This is a genomic window from Chelativorans salis, from assembly GCF_025336525.1.
Lineage (GTDB): Bacteria > Pseudomonadota > Alphaproteobacteria > Rhizobiales > Rhizobiaceae > Chelativorans > Chelativorans salis.
Genome location: NZ_JAOCZP010000009.1, coordinates 26,349 through 47,803, shown reverse-complemented (window position 1 = coordinate 47,803; position 21,455 = coordinate 26,349). Strand labels below are relative to the sequence as shown.

Genomic DNA, 21,455 nt, shown 5'->3' with positions numbered 1-21,455 from the left:
TAAGCCGGTTGCCGTCAAGTGCACATGCGACTAGATGAATAGGTCACCCGGGATTAAGCGGCTTTGGTCTATTTCTGTGGCTACACTTCACTTGATGGTGGGACTTCCAGGTAGCGGTAAGACCACTTTGGCTCGCAAACTCGAGGCCGAGTGCTCCGCGCTCCGCCTTACCGTTGATGAGTGGCACGTTCGGTTGTTCGGAAGTGACGTTCACGACGATAGCGATGAGGCCGACTTCTCGAAGCATAACGCTCGGCACGCGGCGATCGAGTCGCTCCTGTGGGAGGCAGCGGCGAGAGTTTTGGTACTTGGAGTAGATGTGATTCTGGATTTTGGCTTCTGGACCAGAAGTGAGCGCGACGAGCTTAGAGCAAAAGCTCAAGACCTCGGTGCGGGTTTTAAGATACATTTCGCCGATGCCTCTGAAGAGTTACTGTTGGAGCGCATCAAGGCTCGGAATGCTCAGCTCCCCCCGGGTACTTTTCATATCCCCGAGATCAAACTCAAAGAGTGGATGCGCTCGTTTGAACCACCATCGCCTGACGAGTTCATTGCCTAAAGGCTATGACTGTCACTGCTCTATCTTAAAGCGCCACTTCTTCATGGGCGCTGTCGTGCCTTGACGCAGCACGCTGTATCGGGGGCCACGCGCAGTTCGTGATTTCCGCGTGCCACGCGGAAGTCCGCTTTGGGCTCACTCGAGCCGTTCGTCGCGCTTGTCACGGTCGACAGCAACGGGTCGAGAGCAGGAATTCGGGCTGAAAAGCTGTCAGGAATTGCCGTCGGCCAACTCACGGAGGAAAGAGCCCTAAACCCGCTCCACCGCCAACGCGATGCCCTGGCCGACGCCGATGCACATGGTGGCGAGCGCCAGCCTTGCGCCGCGCTCCTTCAGCTCCAGCGCCGCCGTGCCCGAGATTCGGGCGCCGGACATGCCGAGGGGATGGCCCAGCGCAATGGCGCCGCCATTGGGGTTCACGTGCGGAGCGTCCTCGGCGATGCCGAGCTGGCGCAGCACGGCGATGCCTTGGGAGGCGAAGGCTTCGTTGAGTTCCACCACATCGAAATCGGAGGGTTTCAGGCCGAGCCGCGCGCACAGCTTCATTGTGGCCGGGGCGGGGCCTATGCCCATGATGCGCGGGGGAACGCCGGCGGCGGCACCGCCCAATATGCGGGCGATGGGCGTCAGGCCGTGCCTCTTGGCCGCGGCCTCCGAGGCGATGATCAAGGCCGCCGCGCCGTCATTGACGCCGGAGGCATTGCCTGCCGTCGCGGAGCCGCCCTCGCGGAACGGCGTCGGCAGCTTGGAAAGCTTCTCCACCGTCGTGCCGGGGCGCGGGTGCTCGTCCTTGTCGACGACCACCGGCTCGCCCTTGCGCTGGGGAATGGTGACGGGAACGATCTCCTTCGCCAGCCGCCCGTTCTCCTGCGCCGCCACCGCCTTCTCCTGGCTGCGTACGGCGAAAGCGTCCTGGTCTGTGCGGCTGATGCCGAAGTCCTCCGCCACGTTCTCGCCCGTCTCGGGCATGGAATCGATGCCGTACTGCTTCTTCATGAGCGGGTTGACGAAGCGCCAGCCGATGGTGGTGTCGTAGATTTCCGCATTGCGCGAAAACGCTGTTTCCGCCTTGGGCATGACGAAGGGCGCGCGGCTCATGGATTCCACGCCACCGGCAATCATAAGCTCCGCCTCGCCGGCCTTGATGGCGCGGGCGGCGGTCGCCACCGCATCCATGCCCGAGCCGCACAGGCGGTTGATCGTGGACCCCGGCACCTCGACCGGCAGGCCGGCAAGCAGCAGCGCCATGCGGGCGACGTTGCGGTTGTCCTCGCCCGCCTGGTTGGCGCAGCCGTAGATGACGTCGTCCACCGCGCCCCAGTCCACGCCGGCGTTGCGCTCCATCAGCGCCTTCAGCGGGACGGCGGCGAGGTCGTCGGCGCGCACGGAGGACAAGACGCCGCCGAAGCGGCCGATGGGCGTGCGCACATAGTCGCAGATATAGGCTTCAGCCATCCTTCGCTCCTCTCTTCGCGGCCGGGCCGCCGCCCTTATGCGCGGCATCGGTGCGCGCCTTCAGGTCGCGAAGCGTGGAAAGCTCGAGTTCGGTCGGCGGCGGCGTTTCCTCCAGCTCTACCGCGAACTTCACCGGCCACCCGCAGGTTTCCTGCACCATCTCGCGCGTCACGCCCGGATGCAGGGAGACCACGGTAAATTCCTTCGTCTCCGGGTCCGGCTTCCAGATGGCAAGGTCGGTGATGAGCAGCGTCGGCCCCTTGGTATCGATGCCGAGCCGCTTCCTGTGGTCGCCGCCCTCGCCATGGCCGAAGGAGGTGAAGAAGTCGATCTTCTCGACCATGCCGCGCTTCGACTGTGCCATGGTGATATAGACCTGCCCCGACGAGGTGGCGATCTCCGGCGCGCCGCCGCCGCCGGGCAGCCGCACCTTCGGCTTCTCGTAGTCGCCGACGACGGTGGTGTTGATGTTGCCGTATTTGTCGAGCTGGGCCGCCCCCAGGAAGCCGATGGTGATGCGCCCGCCCTGCAGCCAGTAGCGGAACATCTCCGGCACCGGCACGGTGGTGAGCGCGGTGTCGCACAATTCGCCGTCGCCGATCGACAGCGGCAGCACGTCGGGCGCCGTGCCGATGGTGCCCGATTCATAGATCAGCGTGATATCCGGCGCATGCGTCAGGCGGGCGACGTTGCAGGCGGCAGACGGCGCGCCAATGCCGACAAAGCACACGTCCTCGCTGGTCAGCGCCCGCGAGGCGGCGATGGTCATCATCTCGTTCGGGGTAAAATCACTCATCACGCCGCCCTCAGCCCGGCCACGCGTCCGGCAAAGTCGTCCGGCCCGGCCTTCATGACGTTCTCCTCCATCCATGCGCGGAAGCGCTCGCGGTCGGCCGCCACCTCGTCCCACTCCAGATAGGCGGCGTTGTCGCGCGCATAATAGCCGTGGGTATAGGAGGGATGCGCCCCGCCGGGCACGACAGAGATCGCCGTCACCGTCCAATGCGGCAGCACGCAGAGATTGGGGTGCAGGCCGGAGAAATCCTCCACCACCTCTTCCACCGTCACCACGGCGCGCTTCGCCGCCAGCACCGCCTCCTTCTGAATGCCGACGATGCCCTCGACCAGCACATTGCCCTTTTTGTCGGCCTTCTGCGCATGGATAAAGGTCACGTCCGGCCGTACCGCCGGCACCGCGGCCAGCTCTTCGCCCGTGAAGGGACAGGTGACGCTCTTGATATTCGGATTCACCCTCGCTAGCTCGGCGCCCCGATAGCCACGGAAGACGGCGCAGGGAAGGCCCGCCGCGCCCGCCTCGTAGGCGTTGGCCATGGCGGCGTGGGAATGCTCCTCGATCTCGACCGGGCGCGGCCAGCCGTTCTCCACCGCATCGCGCAGCCGGCGCAGAAGCCCGACGCCGGGATTGCCGGCATAGGAGAAGACGAGCCTGCTTGCCATCCCCATGCCGATCATCTGGTCGTAGACCACGTCCGGCGTCATGCGCACGAGCGTCAGGTCCTTGACCCCCTGGCGGATCGCCTCGTGGGCGGCGGCGGTGGGGATTAGATGGGTAAAACCTTCAAAGGCGGCGGTATCGCCATCCCGCAGGTTCTCTTTCACCGCCTCACTGAGCGGCAAGAAACACGCCATTCGCCTCCTCCAAAAGTTCGTATTGTGAACTTAAGTTTTATATGCGATACAGAAATAGATGGACGACGCTATCGAGTCAATGCAAAACGCCGAGCCGTTCAGCCGCGATCTCGTCGGATCGCTGGCCAAGGGGCTCACAGTGATCGAAATCCTCGCCGGCGCGCCGTCCGGCCTGCGCCTCACCGAGGTGGCGGAGGAGGCGGGGCTGACGCGCGCCGGCGCCCGCCGGCTGCTTCTGACGCTGGTGGCGGAAGGCTACGCCCGGCAGGAGGGGCGGAACTTCCTCCTCTCGGCAAAGCTCCTGTCGCTCACCCGCACGTGGCTCGGCGGCTCCTCGCTCTGGGCCTATGCCGAGCCGATCATGGGCGAGGTCTCGCAGGCGCTCGGCGAATCCTGCTCGGCAGCCGTGCTCGAGGACGAGGACGTCGTCTACGTGGCGCGGGTGGCGGGTCGGCGCATCGTCTCCGTCTCGCTCGCCGTTGGCGCCCGGCTGCCGGCCTACTGCACGTCCATGGGCCGGGTGCTCCTGTCAGACCTGGATACGGCCGAACTCGCCCGTTTTCTGGAAAAGGCGGCGATCCGCGCCAACACGCCCAAAACGGTGACGGACCGGGAGGCGCTGGCGGCCCGCGTGGCCGAGGTCCGGCGGGAAGGTTACGCCATCGTCGACGAGGAACTCGAACTGGGACTGCGGTCTATTGCCGTGCCGGTGCGGGGCAGAACTGGCTCCGTCGTCGCCGCCCTCAACGTTTCCACGCAGTCGGCGCGCTTCTCCTGTGATGAGATGCGCCTGACGATCCTGCCGCCGCTTATTGAGGCTGCTGCAAAGATCGAGGATTTTCTGGCACTGCAATAGGGCGCCCGGCGCCGTCACGCGGCACTCCTGGAGCCCTTTCGGTCCGGCGCCTCCTCGAGCACCTGCCGCATCTTGCGGGCAAGTCGCTCCTGGAGGCGGGCATGCAGGATTCTCTCCCACGAGCCGTCTGGATCGTTGGCCGCTTCTACGCGAGGCATGGCCAATAGCGTGTCGATAACGGACGCCGTCTCGTCACGCCCCAAAAGCGCGTCGATCTCCGCTTCCACTCTCTTATCAGCAGTCATCCTGGGCCTCCGAGTCACGACATGATTTATGCCTTCCAATCCTGACTGGATGAAGGCGCCTGGATGAAGATTTGACGACGGGTTATAGGCAAATAGGCGATGGGGGAGATGGGGCGTGGCAGTTAGAGTCTGGCGTTGTGCCGGCCCCCTCACTTGCGATTTCTAACACTTAGCCTTCGGCTAAGATGTTGAAATCGCTTTCTCCCCCGCCAAGGGGAGATAACACCGGCATTGTCGTCTCCGCCAATCGCCAACGCTGGAGATTGGCGGAGACGAAGGTGCAGCGCCTATCTCCCCCTTGGTGGGGGAGAAAGCAAATACTTGAGTTTGGCGAAGCCAAGCCCTTGGAATTTGCAAGAGAGGGGGCCGGCGCAGGGTGTCCATGCCCTCTCTGCAAAAAGCCCTCAAACGTACCGGTTGACGACGTTCTCCAACCTCTCCTGCCGCCCCGAAACAGGCTGCGGGTCGAGCCTCTCGCGCGCCACGTGCTCGGCAACCTCTTCCAGCGTGCGCTCGCCCTTCAGCATCGCTTGCGCTTCCGCGCCCTGCCAGCCCGCATAGCGCTCTTCCAGCGGCCCGCTCAGCGCCTTGTCCTCGATCATGCGTGCCGCCGCCTTCAGCCCTCGTGCGCAAACATCCATGCCGCCGACATGGGCCGCGATCAGGTCCTCCGGGTCGAGCGACTGGCGGCGCAGCTTGGCATCGAAATTGGTGCCGCCGGAGGTGAAGCCGCCGGCCTCGAGCACATGGTAATAGGCGAGCGCCGCCTCGGGTGCATTGTTGGGAAACTGGTCGGTATCCCAGCCCGACTGGTAGTCGTTGCGGTTCATGTCGATGGAGCCGAGGATGCCGAGGGAAGCTGCCAGCGCCAGCTCATGCTCGAAGGAGTGGCCGGCGAGGATCGCGTGACCCTGCTCGATATTCACCTTCACCTCGCCTTCGAGCCCGTAGCGCTTCAGGAAACCGTAGACCGTGGCGACGTCGTAGTCGTACTGGTGCTTGGTCGGCTCCTGCGGCTTCGGCTCAACGAGGATCGTGCCCGTGAAGCCAATTTTGTGTTTGTAGTCAACCACCATGGAGAGGAACCGGCCGAGCTGGTTCATCTCGCGGCCCATATCGGTGTTGAGCAGCGTCTCGTAGCCCTCACGCCCGCCCCACAGCACGTAGTTCTGGCCATTGAGCCGCTTGGTCACGTCCATGCAGGCCTTCACTGTCGCCGCAGCGTAGGCGAAGACGTCCGGGTCCGGGTTGGTCGCCGCACCCGCCATATAACGCCGGTTGGAGAAGAGGTTCGCCGTGCCCCACAGGAGCTTGGGCCCACCGCTCTCCATCTTCTGCTGGAAGTAATCGGCCATCTCGTTCAGCCGCGCCACGCTCTCGGAATAGCTCCCGCCCTCCGGCCGCACGTCGTGGTCGTGGAAGGTGAAGAAGGGCACGCCCAGGATCTGGAACATCTCGAAGGCCACATCCGCCTTCAGCTTCGCCTTCTCCATGGTCTCGCCGAACCACGGCCGCTCGAAGGTCTGGCCGCCGAAGGGGTCGTTGCCCGGCCACACGAAGTTGTGCCAGTAGCACACGGCGAAGCGCAGATGGTCCTCCATGCGCTTGCCCAGCACCTTTTCGTCCGGGTTGTAATGGCGGAAGGCCAGCGGGTTATCGCTGTCCGGCCCTTCATAGGCGACCGGCTTGATATCGCCGAAAAATCCTGTGCTCACGATGAGACTCCTCGTATGGCTGGGTAGAGATCGCGGTAGCGGCGGTAAGCCCCTGCGTAGGCGGATGTCAGCGCAGCGTCGGGCTCCACGGTGATGGAGACCGCCGGCGGCGTACAGACGGAGAGCGGATCGGCGCCCTCCGCCGCGATGAGGCCGAGGCGCGCCGCGCCGAATGCGGCGCCGAAATCGCCTTCCGCCGGCACGTCGACGGGCAGTTCAAGCGCTGTCGCGATGGCTTTCAGCCAGTAGGACGAGCGCGAACCGCCGCCGATTGCCGTGACGCGGGCGAGCTCTGTGCCGGCAGCCTTAAGCGCCTCCAGGCTGTCGCGGAAGGCGAAGGCGACGCCCTCCACCACCGCCTGGGTGAGGGCGGCGCGGTCGCTCTGGTGCGCAAGCCCCACGAGGCTGCCGCGGATGACGGCGTCGTTGTGCGGCGTGCGCTCGCCGGAAAGGTAGGGCAGGAAGGTGACGCTCGAGGGCGCCTTGAGCGCATCACCCAGCTCGCCCGTCAGATCGCCAGGCTTGGCGCCGGTGATGCCGGCCAGCCAGTTGAGCGAATCGGTGGCCGAAAGAATGACCCCCATCTGATGCCATGTATCCGGCAGGGCGTGGCAAAACGTATGCACGGCGCTTTCCGGATTGGGCAGATAGGCACCGTTGGCAGCAAACAGCACGCCTGACGTGCCGAGCGAAACAAAGGCCGCCCCCGGCTTCACCGTGCCGGCGCCGCAGGCGGATGCCGCGTTGTCGCCCGCCCCGCCGGCGACAGTGACATCGGTGCCCATGCCCCAGCGCTCGGCAAGCGCGGCGCGCAGTGTTCCGGCCTTCTCCGTACCCTCGACGAGGCGCGGCATGTGGCTCTCGTCAAGCTCCGTCGCCGCCAGCAATTCCGGCGACCAGCGGCGCTTCTCCACGTCGAGCCAGGCCGTGCCGGCCGAATCCGACATTTCCGAAATATGCTCGCCGGTCAGCCACAGGCGCAGGAAGTCCTTTGGCAGTAGCACCTTCTTCGTCGCCGCAAAGATCTCCGGCTCGTTGCGCTTCATCCAGGCAAGCTTCGGCGCGGTAAAGCCGGGAAAGACGATGTTGCCGGTGATCTTGCGGAAGCGCGGGTCGGCATCGAGGGCGGCCGCCTCCTCGTGGCTGCGTGTGTCGTTCCATAGAATGCAGGGCCGCAAGGGCTCGTCGGCCGCGTCGAGCAGTGTCGCCCCGTGCATCTGCCCCGACAGGCCGATGCCCTTCACAGCCGCCAGCGCTTCGCCATGGGATGCTTTAAGCGCCGCCAGCGCCTCTTCCGTAGCGCGGATCCAGTGCGCGGGGTCCTGCTCAGACCATCCCGAATGCGGTCGCGAGACCTCCAATGCCCCCGTCGCCGTGGCAATCACCTTCTGCGCACCATCGATGATGAGCGCCTTCACCCCGGATGTGCCGAGGTCGAGACCGAGATACATGCATTTCCTCCCGCGCCGTCCTCCCCTCCGAAGCGACCGGACAGCGCACCGATCATTTTTTTCGAGCTCCGAAACAAATATGCATATCCACCGCCGCAAGGCAATCGCCGAGGCCAGCCCCAGGCTGCAAATTTAGAGCGGACCGCAGTTCGATGGCAGTGCGAAAGCGACAGATTCCGTGAAGAACCTTCCTTCGGCTTTAACCGGCCGAGGTCCCTAAACGTGCGCGTCATCCCGGAACGTTGGACGAGTCACGGAATGCGTCCCGGCTCTGCAGGAGCTTACGCTCCCTTGGCCGGGATGACGCATGTTTGGAGGAACTCTACAGCCCTTCCGGCCAAAGGCGCGGCTATTGGACAAGCGGGGGATAAATTTCGACCCGATTACCCGCCAACCCATTGATCCCCCACAACCTGCAAACTTTTTTGCGCGAAAATACGCCCCCCTGCCCAGGCCGCCCCTATCATGGTCCCGTCCCTCCTACGGGAACGCAGATCGCGACGGCGGTCTCGTGGGGAGGGGTCGGCGCCTCCGGCGGGCCGCTAACGTGGCGGCCGGCCCGGGGAGGCTCTGCCCAAGGGTTCCCCTGCCGCCACTACGGGCGGCGCGTGCCGGACGGTGCACTTTAAAGGGGAGCGGAGGAATGACGGGCAACGTGGCAGCCCCGAGCGGGTCGAAGGGCCACCCCCGTCGCGGAAGGCAAAAACCTTCCACAATCCACTCCCTGGAAGCGGAACGGGCGGAGACGGAAATCGCCGGACGGGCGGCCGAGAGGTCGCTGAAAAAAATTTAGACTGGCGACATTTTGGCCGCCCGTCTTCCCACCACCTCAAGGGAGCCTTCCCGAAGGTGGGTTCTTTGAAATGGCCAGACGCGAGCAGCGGGCGTGGCAACGATGGCGCGCGCCTGTCCTCACCCTGAGCCTGGGGGCTTGCCGAAGGATCGCCGGTTCCACTTCACAATCCTCGCCCCAGCGCATACCGTGCGGGCGAAGCGAATAAGGAGATGTTGATGAGTGAGATGCGCGCAGAAACGACGATCCTCGTGCCGGGGAAGATACCTGCCTATGCGGCCGACCGCATCGGTGAGCGCTTCCGGCTGGTCGGGATCGACAAGGCCGACCCGGCGCTCCTGACGGAAGAGATGAAGCGGTCGGTGGTCGGCATCGCTTCCGCGACGATCGTCAACGCGGCCTTCATCGACGCGCTTCCCAATCTGCGGATCATCGCCAATTTCGGCGTCGGCTACGATGGCGTGGACGCGGCGCATGCGGGCACCAGGAATGTCATGGTCACCAACACGCCGGATGTCCTGACGGAGGAGGTGGCGGACACCGCCATCGGCCTCCTCATCAACACGGTGCGCGAGCTGCCGAAAGCAGAAAGCTGGCTGCGCGCGGGGCGCTGGCGCGGCGAGGGGCCATACCCGCTGACACGGGGCACGCTGCGCGGGCGCAGCGTCGGCATCTTCGGGCTGGGGCGCATCGGCCGCGCCATCGCGCGCCGCATCGAAGCCTTCGGCCTGCCCGTCAGCTATCACAACCGGCGCCAGGTCCAAGGCGTCGACTACGAGTACCATCCCACGCTGCTTTCCCTCGCGGAGGCCGTCGATACGCTGATCTCGGTGGCACCGGGAGGGGCCGCGACCGAAAAGATAGTCAATGCCGAGATATTCACGGCGCTCGGCGCCAACGGCGTCTTCGTCAATGTCGGGCGCGGCAGTGCGGTGGACGAGGCGGCCCTTGCCGAGGCGCTCGAAAAGGAAACCATCCTCGCCGCCGGCCTCGACGTGTTTGCTGACGAGCCGAACGTGCCCGAGGCGCTTCTTGCCCGCGAGAATGCCTGCCTGTTGCCTCATGTCGGCTCGGCATCGGTGCACACACGCCAGGCCATGGCTGACCTGATGGTCGACAATCTCATCGCCTGGTTCACGAAGGGCGAGGCGCTGACCCCTGTGGCCGAGACGGCGCATGTGCGGAGTGGGGGATAAGGATCGGCGCCGGCAAGGTTCTATTAACTTTTGCCGGCAATGATCGTTTTTGCCATTCATTGGCAGAGGGGCGAACACGTGAAATCGGTACTTGTTGGACTGGTAGTCATGGGAGTTGGCGCGCTTGCTTTCGTCGCCTCCGACCAGGAAGGGACAGCGGCGGCCGACCCCTCGGTGCAGGAACGGCAAGGACCGCATTCCCATTATCGGCTGAGGGTGGCAGGGCGCGACGGAAGCTGCACCATCGCCAAGGGCAAGTCCGCTGGCATCGGCCGCGCGGAGATCGAGCTGGCGGCCGACTGTGTCCTGCTGATGCCGCGCTTGAGCGAAGCGCGCTACTGGCGGGAGGGCGCGGACCGCGATGTCGCCTTCGAAGCGGCGGACGGCCGCGTCATCGCCGAGTTCTACGCAGCCGACGGTGTGGCCTATGAATCACTCACCCCCGCCGCACCGCTGATGGCGCTCACCGTAAGGTAAGGGCCTTACTCCGCAGCAACCGCCCCATCTCGCGCTGCCCGATGGGCGCGCACGGCATCTCCAAAGGCCGCGAAGATGCGCTTGGACGCACTGTCGCTCGCCGCCCAGTATTCGGGGTGCCACTGCACGCCGACGGCGAAGGCCGGCGCCCCAACCACCGACACCGCCTCGACCGTGCCGTCCGGCGCCGTCGCCTCCACCTGCAGGTTTGGCCCGAGCCGGTCGACCCCCTGCCGATGCACCGAGTTCACGTTGATCTCGCCGGCACCGAACACGCCCGCAAGGCATCCCCCCGGCTTGATGGACACCGGATGGCGGATGGCGAAGCGCTCGGCCTGGGATGGGCTCTCCGGCGCCCGATGGTCCAGCGTTCCCTCCCGCTCCTGGATTTCGCCGGCGAGCGACCCGCCGAGCGCCACGTTCATCTCCTGGATGCCGCGGCAGATGGCAAGCAGCGGCACACCGGCCGCGATCGCCTTGCGGATGAGCGGAAGCGTCGTGGCGTCGCGGCGTTCGTCGTAGGGGCCGTTCCTATCGTCCGCCTCGCCGCCGTAGTGGGAGGGATGCACGTTCGACTTCGCTCCCGTCAGCATCACCCCGTCCACGGAGGCGAGAAGTGCGTCGAGATCGAGCCTGTCGCCGAAGGAGGGCACCAGCACCGGCAGCACGCCGGCGGCCGACAACGCTGCCTCCAGATACTGCTCCGGCACGGCATGCCAGGTGTAATTCTCAAAATCCTTCACATCCGTCGAGACGGCGACGAGGGGCTGACGCATGGTTTCCTTCCGCCTTTCCTGGCGCTCCGTTGGAGCGCCGGCTGCCCGACATGTAGCGGTTCGCGCTCACGTTTCCAACTCCGTGCCCGTACCGATCGGCCACGCTGGATTCGTGCATCTTACCATGAGGATAGATGGAACGGGTGCGGCTTCGGAGCGTCCGACGGCGCTAGACTTGGCATGATGAGCATGCCATTGATACCGGTGGATTCGGGGGCGTGCGCGGTGCGTATGATCGCCCGGACTCAACTCGACCTCACGATCCATATAATGGGAGGAAAAAACCTATGGACCGTCGCTCATTCATCAAGAAGGCTGGCTTTGCCGGCGCGGGTGCCGCGGGGGCGGCCGCGCTTGCCACGCCGGCCATCGCCCAGTCACTGCCGAAAATCACCTGGCGCTGCACATCGTCCTTCCCCAAGGCCTTGGACACCATCTTCGGGGCCGCCGAGACGATGGCTAAGTTCGTCAGCGAGGCGACGGAGGGCAATTTCGAGATCCAGGTCTTCGCCGCCGGCGAGATCGTCCCCGGCCTGCAGGCTGCCGATGCAGCCTCCAGCGGCACGGTCGAGCTTTGCCATACGGCCTCCTACTACTACTGGGGCAAGGATCCCACCTACGCGCTGGGAACCGCCATCCCCTTCGGCCTCAACTACCGCCAGCAGAACGCATGGTTCTACTATGGCGGCGGCAATGACCTCATGAACGAGTTCTACGCCACCCAGGGCCTGTACGGGCTGATCTGCGGCAACACGGGCGCCCAGATGGGCGGCTGGTTCCGCAAGGAGATCAACACCGTCGCTGATCTAGACGGCCTGAAGATGCGCATCGGCGGCATGGGCGGAAAGATCATCGAGAAGCTCGGCGTGGTGCCGCAGCAAATCGCCGGCGGCGACATCTATCCGGCGCTGGAAAAGGGCACGATCGACGCCACCGAGTGGGTCGGCCCCTATGACGATCTCAAGCTCGGCTTCAACAAGGTGGCCAAGTACTACTACTATCCCGGCTGGTGGGAAGGCGGCCCGGTGCTGCACACGCTCGTCAACAAGGAGAAGTGGGAGGAGTTGCCTCCGGCTTATCAGGCCATTCTCGACGCCGCCTGCCGCTCCGCCAATGCCGACATGATGGCCAGCTACGACTACAAGAACCCGACTGCACTGCGGCAGCTCGTCGCTGAAGGTGCGGAGTTGCGCCCCTTCAGCCAGGAGATCCTCGAAGCCTGCTACGAGGCGTCGATGGAGACCTATGACGAGATCAACGCGCAGAACGAGATGTTCAAGAAGGTCTACGACAGCCAGCAGGCCTTCAAGAAGGACGCCTATCTGTGGGCACAGCTCACAGAGTACACGTTCGACACTTTCATGATGCGGCAGCAGCGCGCCGGCAAGCTCTGATCGCAGCACGGCAAGCATGCAAGAAGGCCCCGGAGGATCGCTCCGGGGCCTTTCATTTATGCTTATGGTTCGCGTTTCTCAGTCGAAGCTCGGCGGTTGGCTGAGATCGTGGGCCGGCGGTGCCGAAGGTGCGGGCGCCTCCTCGCCGTCCTCAGGTGTGCCGATCGGCGGCAGCCCCTCGAGCCCCGGCAGTTGCATTCCGTTCTCCTCGCCCTCGTCACCGCCATTGTCCGCCGGCGTACCGAATGGCGAACCGCCGAGATCGTCCTGGTCTCCGAAGGTTGGGATGGTGATCTCGACTTCGCTGGGATCGACGACGTTCTCGCTCTTGTAGTGGGTGACGAGCCCGGGAAAGGCGATGACCAGAAGGATCATCAAGAACTGGACGATGATGAAAGGCACGGCGCCGCGATAGATCTCGCCAGTCTTGACGGCCGGCAGCAGGCGGCCGGAGACCTCGTCCTTCCACGCCTTCATCGGCGCGATCGAGCGCAGGTAGAACAGCGAGAAGCCGAATGGCGGGGTGAGGAAGGACGTCTGCAGGTTGATGCCCAGGATCACGCCGAACCAGATCAGATCGATGCCCAGCGTCTCCGCCGCCGGCGCCAGGAGCGGCACCATGATGAAGGCGATCTCGAAGAAATCGAGAAAGCAGCCGAGGATGAAGACGATGATCGTTACCGTTATAAGGAAGCCGGTCTCGCCACCTGGCAGGCTGAGCAAAAGCTCTTCGATCCACACATTGCCGTTGATGCCGTAGAAAGTAAGGCCGAAGACGCGTGCGCCGATCAGGATGAACATCACGAAGGCCGAAAGCTTCGTCGTTGCATCGAGCGCTTGCTTGAGCACGGTGAGGGTGAGCCGCCGCTTGGCGAGCGCCATCACCAGTGCGCCGGTCGCGCCCATGGCACCGCCCTCGGTCGGCGTGGCGATGCCGAGGAAGATGGTGCCGAGCACCAGGAAGATTAGCGCCAGCGGTGGGATCAGCACGATGACCACCTGCTCGGTGAGCCGAGACAGGATGCCGAGTTTGAAGTGCCTGTTGAGCAGGCTGAAGGTGAGGGCGGCCAGCGTGGCGGTCGTCGCGGCCCAGACTACACGCACCTCTTCCCGCATATCGGCGAAGATGGTGTGGTAAGTGGCGAAGTAGATCGCCACGGCCGCCGCCAGGACAGCGATTAGCGACCACACACCGCCGCCGAGTGTGCGGGTTTCCGGAGGTAGGGCGGGCGCCCATTGCGGGCGTACCAAAGTTGTGACGAAAACCAGCAGGCAATAAATGCCGACGATGATGAGCGCCGGCAGCAGGGCGCCGACATACATGTCGCCGACCGATCGGCCAAGCTGGTCCGCCATGACAATCAGCACGAGCGACGGCGGCACGATCTGCGCCAGCGTACCCGAGGCGGCGATGGCCCCGGTGGCGAAGCCGCTGTTGTAGTTGTAGCGCATCATGATCGGCAGTGAGATCAGCCCCATGGCGATGACCGAGGCTGCCACCACACCGGTGGTCGCCGCCAGAAGCGCGCCGACCAGCACAACGGCATAGGCGAGGCCTCCGCGCACCGGGCCGAAGAGCTGGCCGATTGTATCCAAAAGGTCTTCGGCCATGCGCGAGCGCTCGAGGATCAGGCCCATGAAGGTAAAGAAGGGCACGGCCAGGAGGGTATCGTTGTACATGATCCCGTAGATGCGCTCGGGATGGGACTGCAGAAGCGGCCAGAACAGGCGGATTTCGCTGGAGACCGAGGAAAGCTCCACGCCAATGACGAAGAAGAAGAGCCCGCCGGCGGCAAGCGTGAAGGCCACCGGATACCCGATCAGGAGCATCGCCATCACGCAGGTGAACATGATCGGCGCGAGGTTGTGGGCGATCAGATCAATCACGGGTCTGCCCCTCCTCGATTTCGATGGCGGCTTCCACCGTCGGGGGCAGCTCATGCTGTGGATTGGGCTCATCGATGATGCCGCGGATGACGGCAAGACGTTTGACGATTTCCGAAAGCGCCTGGGCCGTCAGGAGCACAAAGCCGGCGACCACCATGAACTTGGCCGGCCAGATGATGAGCCCGCCGGCGTTGGTCGACATCTCCCCGCTGCGGAAGGAGCGTAGGAACCAGGGCCAGGAGAGATAGACCAGAAGCAAAACGAAGGGGAGCAGGAAGAAAATGTGGCAGAACAGGTCGATCCAGTCGCGCACCCGCTTCGAGAGCTTGCCCGACACGATGTCGATGCGGATGTGCTCGTTGCGCAGCAAGGTGTAGGCCGAGGCAAGCATGAACACCGTGCCATAGAGATACCACTGCAGTTCCAGAAGTGCATTTGAGGCACGCGGGATCGGCAGGTAGGCCGGCAGGCCGCTGCCCAGAAAACGCACGATGGCATTGTAGGCCGAGACCAGCACCGCCGCCAGAACGAGCCAGGACACTTGCCTGCCGATGAACTGATTGATTCGATCGATAAAACGCGACAGGCCGAGTAGCCCCGCCATTTGCTCCTCCAGAATTTCCCCTGACGTCCGGTCCGGGCCGGTTCTTTTTTGGGCGACACTGCATTGCGTAGGCGCAAATGTCGACCGTTAAGGCCGGCCGCTAACGTGAAATCGGCGCGCAACTAACAGCTTCGCTCGGCAAAGGGAAGCGCGGTGGCGGCCATTCCATTGCCGCGGATCACGCAAACCGCCGCATTTGTCCCAGGTGCGGCTAGAAACAATGCTGCGTAGGGTGCGCCGTACGCGCTATTTTCTGTCAAAGCCGATGGGCATTCGGTTGCAGCCTTGCTCTTTATTGTCGCAGGTTCGAAATCATTTGACGCCATGGCCAGCCGAGAGAAAACTAACGCATGACTCCGAAGAGCGTGCCCCTTGTTCGGATGCGGTCGGACATGGATAACCATCTTCCGTGCTACCTATATATAGGCAAATGCGCGCCCGATGGTGCGGGCCGTCTCGGCAGACCGTGCTGCCTCTAGGAGGAAAAAGTTCATGACGCTTCACGAGGTTTCGCTCAGCGATAAATACGACCTCGCCAAGGAGCGCATATTCGTTTCTGGTGCTCAGGCCATCGTGCGCATGCTGATGATGCAGCGCGAGCGTGACCGCCGGGCCGGGCTCGATACGGCCGGCTTCGTCTCCGGCTACCGCGGCTCGCCGCTCGGCGGCCTCGATCTGCAGCTCTGGAAAGCGCAGGCCGAGCTGCGAAAATCCTCCGTCGTCTTCCAGCCCGGCCTCAACGAGGAATTGGCAGCAACCGCCTGCTGGGGCTCGCAGCAGACGGAGCTTTTGGGCGAGGGCAAGCACGACGGCGTCTTCGCGCTCTGGTACGGCAAGGGGCCGGGCGTTGACCGCACTGGCGACGTCTTCCGCCATGCCAATCTCGCCGGTTCGTCGAAGCACGGCGGCGTTTTGGCGCTGATGGGCGACGACCACGCCGCCGAATCCTCCACCGTGGCGCATGCCAGCGAGTTCGCCTTCGTTGACGCCATGGTGCCGATCCTCAACCCGGCGGGCGTGCAGGAACTGATCGACTACGGGCTCTACGGATATGCCTTGTCACGCTTTGCCGGCACGTGGGCGGCGATCAAATGCGTCAAGGACAACATCGAATCGACGGCCTCCGTCGACGTGGCGCTGGAGCGGCTGAACATCGTTCTGCCCGAGATCGACATGCCGCCGGGCGGTTTGAACATCCGCCACGAGGTGAACCAGCTTGGCCAAGAGGAGCGGCTGCACGATTACAAGCGTGCCGCGGCAGCCGCCTTCGTGCGCGAAAACGGGCTCAACCGCATCGCTTTCTCCGGTGGGCGCAGCCCCAAGCTCGGCATCATCACCGTCGGCACCAGCTATCTCGACGTGCGCCAGGCACTGGGTGACCTGGGTATAGACGAGGCGCGTGCCAACGCGCTGGGGGTGAGGCTCTTCAAGGTCGCCTGCCCGTGGCCGCTCGATCTCGAGCATATCAAGGATTTCGCGCGCGGCCTCGAAATGGTGATCGTGGTCGAGGAGAAGCGCTCGCTGATCGAGGTGCAGGTGCGTGAGGACCTTTACGGCACCTCCATGCAGCCGACGGTGATCGGCAAGAAGGACGAGCGCGGCGAGCGGCTGTTCCGCGCCATGGGCGCGCTCGACCCCAACCACATCGCCATCACCATCGGCGAACGCATCCTCAAGGTCATCGGCCCGTCCGAGGAGATCTCCGCGCGCGTCGCCAGGCTGCGCCAATTCCAGGCGATGCTGGCCGACACCAAGGACGTCGCCACGCGGGTGCCCTACTTCTGCTCCGGCTGCCCGCACAACACCTCCACGCAACTACCGGAAGGCTCGATCGCCGGCGGCGGCATCGGCTGCCATTTCATGGCATTGTGGATGGACCGCGGCACGGTGGGCTTCACCGCCATGGGCGGAGAGGGGGCACAGTGGATCGGTCAGGCGCCGTTCTCCAAGCGCGAGCACTTCTTCCAGAACCTCGGAGACGGAACCTACAACCATTCGGGTTCCCTGGCGCTGCGGGCGGCCATCGCCGCCGGCGTCAACATGACCTACAAGATCCTCTATAACGACGCCGTGGCGATGACCGGCGGCCAGCCGCACGAAGGCGGGCTGACGATGGAGATGATCGCCGACCAGGTACGCGCGGAGGGCGTGAAGCGCATCGCCGTCGTCAGCGACGAGCCGGAGAAGTATGACGGCGTCGTCCGCTTTCCTGCCGGCACTACCGTACATCACCGCGACGATCTCGACGAGGTGCAGCGGACGTTGCGCGACGCCAATGGCGTCTCCGTCCTCATCTACGACCAGACCTGCGCGGCCGAAAAGCGCCGCCGGCGCAAGCGCGGCACCTATCCCGATCCGGACAAGCGGGTGATTATCAACGAGCTCGTCTGCGAGGGTTGCGGCGACTGCGGTGTGAAATCCAACTGTGTCTCCGTGCAGCCCGTGGAGACCGAGTTCGGGCGCAAGCGGCGCATCGACCAGTCGAGCTGCAACAAGGACTTTTCCTGCGTCAACGGCTTCTGCCCGTCTTTTGTCACCGTGCACGGGGCGAAGCTGAGGAAGCTGAAGGGTGTCGCAGATGGCGGTGATCCTCTCGAAGGCGTGCCGGAGCCGGAGCTTTTCCCGCTCGATAGCGGCTGGGCCGGCATCGTCGACGGTATCGGCGGCACGGGTGTTGTCACCATCGGCGCCATCCTCGGCATGGCGGCACATCTGGAAGGCAAGGGTTCGGGCATCATCGACATGGCGGGACTGGCGCAGAAGGGCGGCGCTGTCTTCTCGCATTTGCGCATTGCCCGCACACCGGCCGACATCAACTCCATTCATGTTCCGGCCGGCAAGGCCGACCTGGTGCTCGGCTGCGACCTCGTCGTCTCCGGTGCGCGCAAGGTGCTTTCCACCGTTCGCGAGGGGCACACGCTGTTCCTCGCTAACACGGCGGAGGTGATGCCGGGCGATTTCGCCCGTTCGGCCGATTTTTCGCTGCCGATCGAGCAGCTGAAGAGGGCCGTGCGCAAGGCGGCGGGCGAGGAGAGGGCACATTTCTTCGACGCCACGAAGGCCGCCACTGTGCTCTTCGGCAATTCCATCGGCGCGAACATGTTTATGCTCGGCATGGCCTACCAGCTTGGCGGCCTGCCGGTCTCGGCCGAGGCGATCGAAAAGGCGATCGAGCTCAATGGTCAGGCCGTCCCCATGAACCTTTCCGCCTTCCGCTGGGGCCGCCGTGCAGCACACGAGCCGCGCCACGTCAGCGACCTGGTGGCCCGCGCCGCGCCCGCGGTCAGCGAGGAGCCTGCCCGCACGCTCGACGAGATCATCGACCGCCGCGCCGATTTCCTCGCCGGCTATCTGGACGCGGCCTATGCCGAGCGCTACCGCACGCGCATCGCGCGCCTGCGCACGGCGGAAGAGAAAGTATCCCCCGGCGCCACGGCGGTGACGGAGGCGGCCGCCCGCAACCTCTTCAAACTGATGGCCATCAAGGACGAGTACGAGGTCGCCCGCCTCTACACCGACGGTTCCTTCAAGCGTCAGCTCGCCGCCGAGTTCGAAAACTACGACCGCCTCGAATTCCACCTCGCCCCGCCGATCTTCGCCCGACGCGACGCCGCTGGGCATCTGAAAAAGGCGCGCTACGGCCAGTGGATGCTCAAGGCTTTCTCCCTGCTCGCCCGGATGAAGCGCCTGCGCGGCACTGTCTTCGACCCCTTCGGCCATTCCGCCGAACGGCGCATGGAACGCCAGCTTCTTGCCCAATATGAAGCCGATCTCGACCTGATCGAAGCTTCGCTAGCCCCCGGCCGCACGGAAGCGGCCGCCGCACTCGCCTCCGTGCCGGCCCTCATCCGCGGTTTTGGCCACGTGAAGGAGGCGAATGCGCAGAAAGCAGCGGAAGAACGCACCCGCCTCATCGCCCGGCTGAAGAAAACCGACCCGGACCCGCTTCTCGAGGCGGCTGAGTGACGGCGCGCATGGCAGAATCACTAGTGTTATCAGCTATAAAGCTTTCTTAATTCGGCTGTGCCATTGGTGAGCTTGGCCAATGGGTTCATGCTGTGAAGACAAGCAAGTCGCACGTTCCTGAAGACATTTATGTCGGGTTTGTCCGGTCGTTGTTCCACCAGCCGGAGATCCTGCTGATAGGTGGAATCTGCCACAGCCTTATCGGCTTTCTTGTCTATTTTTCTTCCTGGGAGCCGGTTTATCTATTCTTGGCAGCGGCAATGCTATTCGCTGGCCTTTATCGCTATTATGGAATCCGGAAAGGTGAGCTGGCCGAAGGCATCAATGATTATGCCTCGGCCAAGCGATGGGAAATCCACTACCTTATTGGCGGAACCATACAGGCGTTTTTCCTGGGCCTTTTTTGCTTCACAGCGATCTTTTGGAAGCCGGATACATTCGGCGAGGTCGGATCTATTGCCGTTATCATGGGCTCGACCGTGACGATTGTCGGCCGCAACTATGGTTCGCGCGCCATGGTGACGGTGCAATCGCTGGCATGCGTAGCGCCGATCGCCGTCGGCCTTATGCTCAAGGGCGGCTTCAATAACTTCGTGTTGGGCCTCTATCTCGTTCCGTTCATGTTCGTCATTAAGAAGATGGCCGACAACGTGCGCACCGTTCTGTTCAATGCATTGAAGGAAGAGAGGCGATCCAGCAGCCTGGCGCAACGTTTCAACAGGGCGCTCAACACGATGTCGCACGGGCTGGTGATGTTCAGCCCGGAAGGCAACGTGGTTGTTGCCAATGCGCAAGCTGCCGAAATTCTCGGGTTTAAATCATCCGAGCAGTTGCTGGGCCGCACCCTGAAAGCCCTTCTCATGCGGGGTGTCGCTGGCGGGCTTCTCAGTGCGAAGGATTGTCACTACGCGGAGACGCGCCTGACTAGGGGCTTGCGAGAGGGTGGTGACCAGAAGGTGATGCTGCGGCTGACGGATGGTCGGCATCTGGAGTTTTCGGCGCGCGAAGGGCGCGACGAACTCGGCGTATTGACCTTTGAGGAGGTAACCCAGCGCGTGGAGGCGGAGGCGAAAATTCGTTTCATGGCGCGCTACGACAGCCTTACGGGTTTGCCCAATCGGGCCTATTTCCATGAGATAGTCAGCGAGCTTCTAGCCGGGGGGGACCCAGCGCGGCTCTGTGGCCTCGCGGTTTTCGACCTTGACGACTTCAAAAGCACAAATGACACCTTGGGTCATCCAATCGGCGACGGCCTCATATACGCCGTGGCTGAAAAGCTAGCTGCGGCGACTTCCGACGACGAGCAGATCAGCCGCTTCGGCGGCGACGAGTTCATGATCTTCTTCAACCGTGTCGAGGATGAGAAGGAGCTGTCGTTGCGGCTTGCCATGATTTTCGAGAAGCTACAGGGTGAGGTCGATGTTGCGGGACATTCGTTGCGCATCCAGGCAAGCGGCGGCGCAGCCTTGGCGCCTGCTGGCGTCAGCGACGTCGATACCATGATCGTGAAGGCTGATCTCGCGCTCTACAAGGCAAAGGAACAAGGGAAGAACGGCTGGCGCTTGTTCGAGGCAGAGATGGATGCTGCCTTTCGTAACCGGCAGGTCATGAAGACTGACCTTAGAAGTGCAGTGGAGGCGAAAAGTCTCCGTGTGGTCTTCCAGCCCATCGTCGACATCAAGTCGATGCAGATTTCGGGCTGTGAGGCGTTGTGCCGATGGGACCATCCGGAACTTGGACCCATCTCGCCGGGGACCTTCATTCCGCTTGCTGAGGAGATGGGCATTGTATCGGAGATCAGCGCGCTGGTTCTGCAAGCTGCGTGCGAGGAGTGTGCAAGTTGGCCAGAGCATCTGCGCGTTTCTGTCAATCTTTCGGCCAAGGATTTTCACAGCGGGTCCGTGGTCAACCTTGTGCAGGATGCGCTTACGAAGGCAGACCTCTCGCCGCACCGGTTGGAAATCGAAGTCACGGAGACGGCGCTGCTCGATGACAAGATGTCCACTCGAACCTACCTGGAGGATCTCAGGCGCCTGGGCGTAAGCATCGCACTGGACGATTTCGGGACCGGCTATTCGAGCTTGAGCTACCTTCACACTCTGCCGCTCGACAAGGTGAAGATCGACGGCAGCTTTCTCGTCGACGTGACGAAGAATGATCGCTCGTTGCGTCTACTTACAAGCGTAGTGGAACTTTCGCGAAATTTGGGGCTGGCGGTGACAGTCGAGGGAGTGGAGACTTTCGCGCAGCTGAAGATACTTTCCACCGCCGTTCAGCCCGACCTCGTGCAAGGCTTTCTTTTTGGCTCCGCCCTCACGGCCACTGGTATCGAGACCATGTCCTCCCGCGTTTGGCCGTTTGCGAACAACCCGAAGGCCCTGGAAGCTCCGAGGCGCCTGTAGATCGAAGCCTCTTCGCGCAAGATAACGGA

The 21,455-nt window shown here is 63.6% G+C and carries 16 protein-coding genes; 7 read left to right on the top strand and 9 right to left on the bottom strand.

The window, feature by feature from the left end; genetic code table 11:
- The first annotated feature begins 34 nt into the window (after positions 1–34).
- Complete coding sequence (locus tag N5A92_RS22235) at positions 35–559, top strand: P-loop nucleotide/nucleoside kinase family protein (protein ID WP_260906413.1); 525 nt, start codon at positions 35–37, stop codon at positions 557–559.
- A 249-nt stretch (positions 560–808) separates the two neighbouring features.
- Here the strand turns inward: N5A92_RS22235 and pcaF are convergent, their stop codons facing one another.
- Genes pcaF through N5A92_RS22220 form a run of 3 tightly spaced genes read right to left on the bottom strand, consistent with a single transcriptional unit; the run spans position 809 to position 3,664 of the window.
- Positions 809–2,014, bottom strand: coding sequence for a 3-oxoadipyl-CoA thiolase (gene pcaF, locus N5A92_RS22230; protein WP_260906411.1), 1,206 nt, complete (start codon positions 2,012–2,014; stop codon positions 809–811).
- On the bottom strand, positions 2,007–2,810 hold the full coding sequence (locus N5A92_RS22225) for a CoA-transferase subunit beta (protein ID WP_260906409.1): 804 nt from the start codon (positions 2,808–2,810) through the stop codon (positions 2,007–2,009). The genes pcaF and N5A92_RS22225 overlap by 8 nt, the downstream gene beginning before the upstream one ends.
- Positions 2,810–3,664, bottom strand: coding sequence for a CoA transferase subunit A (locus tag N5A92_RS22220; protein ID WP_260906407.1), 855 nt, complete (start codon positions 3,662–3,664; stop codon positions 2,810–2,812). The genes N5A92_RS22225 and N5A92_RS22220 overlap by 1 nt, the downstream gene beginning before the upstream one ends.
- A 58-nt stretch (positions 3,665–3,722) precedes the next feature.
- Here N5A92_RS22220 and N5A92_RS22215 point away from each other — a divergent pair, with 58 nt between their 5' ends.
- Entirely contained in the window at positions 3,723–4,520 is a 798-nt protein-coding gene (locus N5A92_RS22215) for an IclR family transcriptional regulator domain-containing protein (RefSeq protein WP_260906405.1), read from the top strand.
- Between the two features lie 14 nt (positions 4,521–4,534).
- Here the strand turns inward: N5A92_RS22215 and N5A92_RS22210 are convergent, their stop codons facing one another.
- From N5A92_RS22210 to xylB, 3 genes are all read right to left on the bottom strand, one after another.
- Positions 4,535–4,765, bottom strand: coding sequence for a hypothetical protein (locus tag N5A92_RS22210; protein WP_260906403.1), 231 nt, complete (start codon positions 4,763–4,765; stop codon positions 4,535–4,537).
- A gap of 404 nt (positions 4,766–5,169) precedes the next feature.
- Positions 5,170–6,480 carry a xylose isomerase gene (gene xylA, locus N5A92_RS22205; RefSeq protein WP_260906400.1) on the bottom strand — a complete coding sequence of 437 codons (1,311 nt, stop codon included), beginning with the start codon at positions 6,478–6,480 and terminating at the stop codon, positions 5,170–5,172.
- Positions 6,477–7,931: a xylulokinase gene (gene xylB / locus N5A92_RS22200; protein ID WP_260906398.1), complete on the bottom strand. Its 1,455-nt coding sequence runs from the start codon at positions 7,929–7,931 to the stop codon at positions 6,477–6,479. The genes xylA and xylB overlap by 4 nt, the downstream gene beginning before the upstream one ends.
- Before the next feature lie 1,005 nt (positions 7,932–8,936).
- Here xylB and N5A92_RS22195 point away from each other — a divergent pair.
- Positions 8,937–9,920: a 2-hydroxyacid dehydrogenase gene (locus tag N5A92_RS22195; RefSeq protein WP_425248628.1), complete on the top strand. Its 984-nt coding sequence runs from the start codon at positions 8,937–8,939 to the stop codon at positions 9,918–9,920.
- A 78-nt stretch (positions 9,921–9,998) separates the two neighbouring features.
- Positions 9,999–10,397, top strand: coding sequence for a hypothetical protein (locus N5A92_RS22190; protein ID WP_260906394.1), 399 nt, complete (start codon positions 9,999–10,001; stop codon positions 10,395–10,397).
- A 5-nt stretch (positions 10,398–10,402) separates the two neighbouring features.
- On the opposite strand, the gene N5A92_RS22185 is transcribed toward N5A92_RS22190, so the two are convergent.
- Complete coding sequence (locus tag N5A92_RS22185; protein ID WP_260906392.1) at positions 10,403–11,173, bottom strand: gamma-glutamyl-gamma-aminobutyrate hydrolase family protein; 771 nt, start codon at positions 11,171–11,173, stop codon at positions 10,403–10,405.
- A gap of 287 nt (positions 11,174–11,460) precedes the next feature.
- Between N5A92_RS22185 and N5A92_RS22180 the strand changes: the two genes are divergently transcribed.
- A complete protein-coding gene (locus N5A92_RS22180; RefSeq protein WP_260906390.1) occupies positions 11,461–12,567 on the top strand; it encodes a TRAP transporter substrate-binding protein in 1,107 nt (368 codons plus the stop codon).
- 78 nt (positions 12,568–12,645) lie between these two features.
- On the opposite strand, the gene N5A92_RS22175 is transcribed toward N5A92_RS22180, so the two are convergent.
- Together N5A92_RS22175 and N5A92_RS22170 are read right to left on the bottom strand one after the other, a co-directional pair.
- Positions 12,646–14,454 carry a TRAP transporter large permease gene (locus tag N5A92_RS22175; RefSeq protein WP_260906388.1) on the bottom strand — a complete coding sequence of 603 codons (1,809 nt, stop codon included), beginning with the start codon at positions 14,452–14,454 and terminating at the stop codon, positions 12,646–12,648.
- On the bottom strand, positions 14,447–15,058 hold the full coding sequence (locus N5A92_RS22170) for a TRAP transporter small permease subunit (protein WP_260906386.1): 612 nt from the start codon (positions 15,056–15,058) through the stop codon (positions 14,447–14,449). Before N5A92_RS22170 ends, N5A92_RS22175 begins: the two co-directional genes overlap by 8 nt.
- A gap of 492 nt (positions 15,059–15,550) precedes the next feature.
- On the opposite strand from N5A92_RS22170, the gene N5A92_RS22165 reads away from it, so the two are divergent.
- The gene (locus N5A92_RS22165; protein ID WP_260906384.1) at positions 15,551–19,024 is read left to right on the top strand and encodes an indolepyruvate ferredoxin oxidoreductase family protein; all 3,474 of its coding nucleotides are present in this window, start codon (positions 15,551–15,553) and stop codon (positions 19,022–19,024) included.
- A gap of 260 nt (positions 19,025–19,284) precedes the next feature.
- Positions 19,285–21,426 carry a putative bifunctional diguanylate cyclase/phosphodiesterase gene (locus N5A92_RS22160; RefSeq protein ID WP_260906381.1) on the top strand — a complete coding sequence of 714 codons (2,142 nt, stop codon included), beginning with the start codon at positions 19,285–19,287 and terminating at the stop codon, positions 21,424–21,426.
- Positions 21,427–21,455 lie beyond the last annotated feature (29 nt).

What these genes read in the sequence shown, in the direction of transcription:
- N5A92_RS22235 (WP_260906413.1), top strand. Translation starts at nt 35, where the DNA reads ATGAATAGGTCACCCGGGATTAAGCGGCTTTGGTCTATTTCTGTGGCT.
- pcaF (WP_260906411.1), bottom strand. Translation starts at nt 2,014, where the DNA reads ATGGCTGAAGCCTATATCTGCGACTATGTGCGCACGCCCATCGGCCGC.
- N5A92_RS22225 (WP_260906409.1), bottom strand. Translation starts at nt 2,810, where the DNA reads ATGAGTGATTTTACCCCGAACGAGATGATGACCATCGCCGCCTCGCGG.
- N5A92_RS22220 (WP_260906407.1), bottom strand. Translation starts at nt 3,664, where the DNA reads ATGGCGTGTTTCTTGCCGCTCAGTGAGGCGGTGAAAGAGAACCTGCGG.
- N5A92_RS22215 (WP_260906405.1), top strand. Translation starts at nt 3,723, where the DNA reads ATGGACGACGCTATCGAGTCAATGCAAAACGCCGAGCCGTTCAGCCGC.
- N5A92_RS22210 (WP_260906403.1), bottom strand. Translation starts at nt 4,765, where the DNA reads ATGACTGCTGATAAGAGAGTGGAAGCGGAGATCGACGCGCTTTTGGGG.
- xylB (WP_260906398.1), bottom strand. Translation starts at nt 7,931, where the DNA reads ATGTATCTCGGTCTCGACCTCGGCACATCCGGGGTGAAGGCGCTCATC.
- N5A92_RS22195 (WP_425248628.1), top strand. Translation starts at nt 8,937, where the DNA reads ATGTTGATGAGTGAGATGCGCGCAGAAACGACGATCCTCGTGCCGGGG.
- N5A92_RS22185 (WP_260906392.1), bottom strand. Translation starts at nt 11,173, where the DNA reads ATGCGTCAGCCCCTCGTCGCCGTCTCGACGGATGTGAAGGATTTTGAG.
- N5A92_RS22180 (WP_260906390.1), top strand. Translation starts at nt 11,461, where the DNA reads ATGGACCGTCGCTCATTCATCAAGAAGGCTGGCTTTGCCGGCGCGGGT.
- N5A92_RS22170 (WP_260906386.1), bottom strand. Translation starts at nt 15,058, where the DNA reads ATGGCGGGGCTACTCGGCCTGTCGCGTTTTATCGATCGAATCAATCAG.
- N5A92_RS22165 (WP_260906384.1), top strand. Translation starts at nt 15,551, where the DNA reads ATGACGCTTCACGAGGTTTCGCTCAGCGATAAATACGACCTCGCCAAG.
- N5A92_RS22160 (WP_260906381.1), top strand. Translation starts at nt 19,285, where the DNA reads ATGCTATTCGCTGGCCTTTATCGCTATTATGGAATCCGGAAAGGTGAG.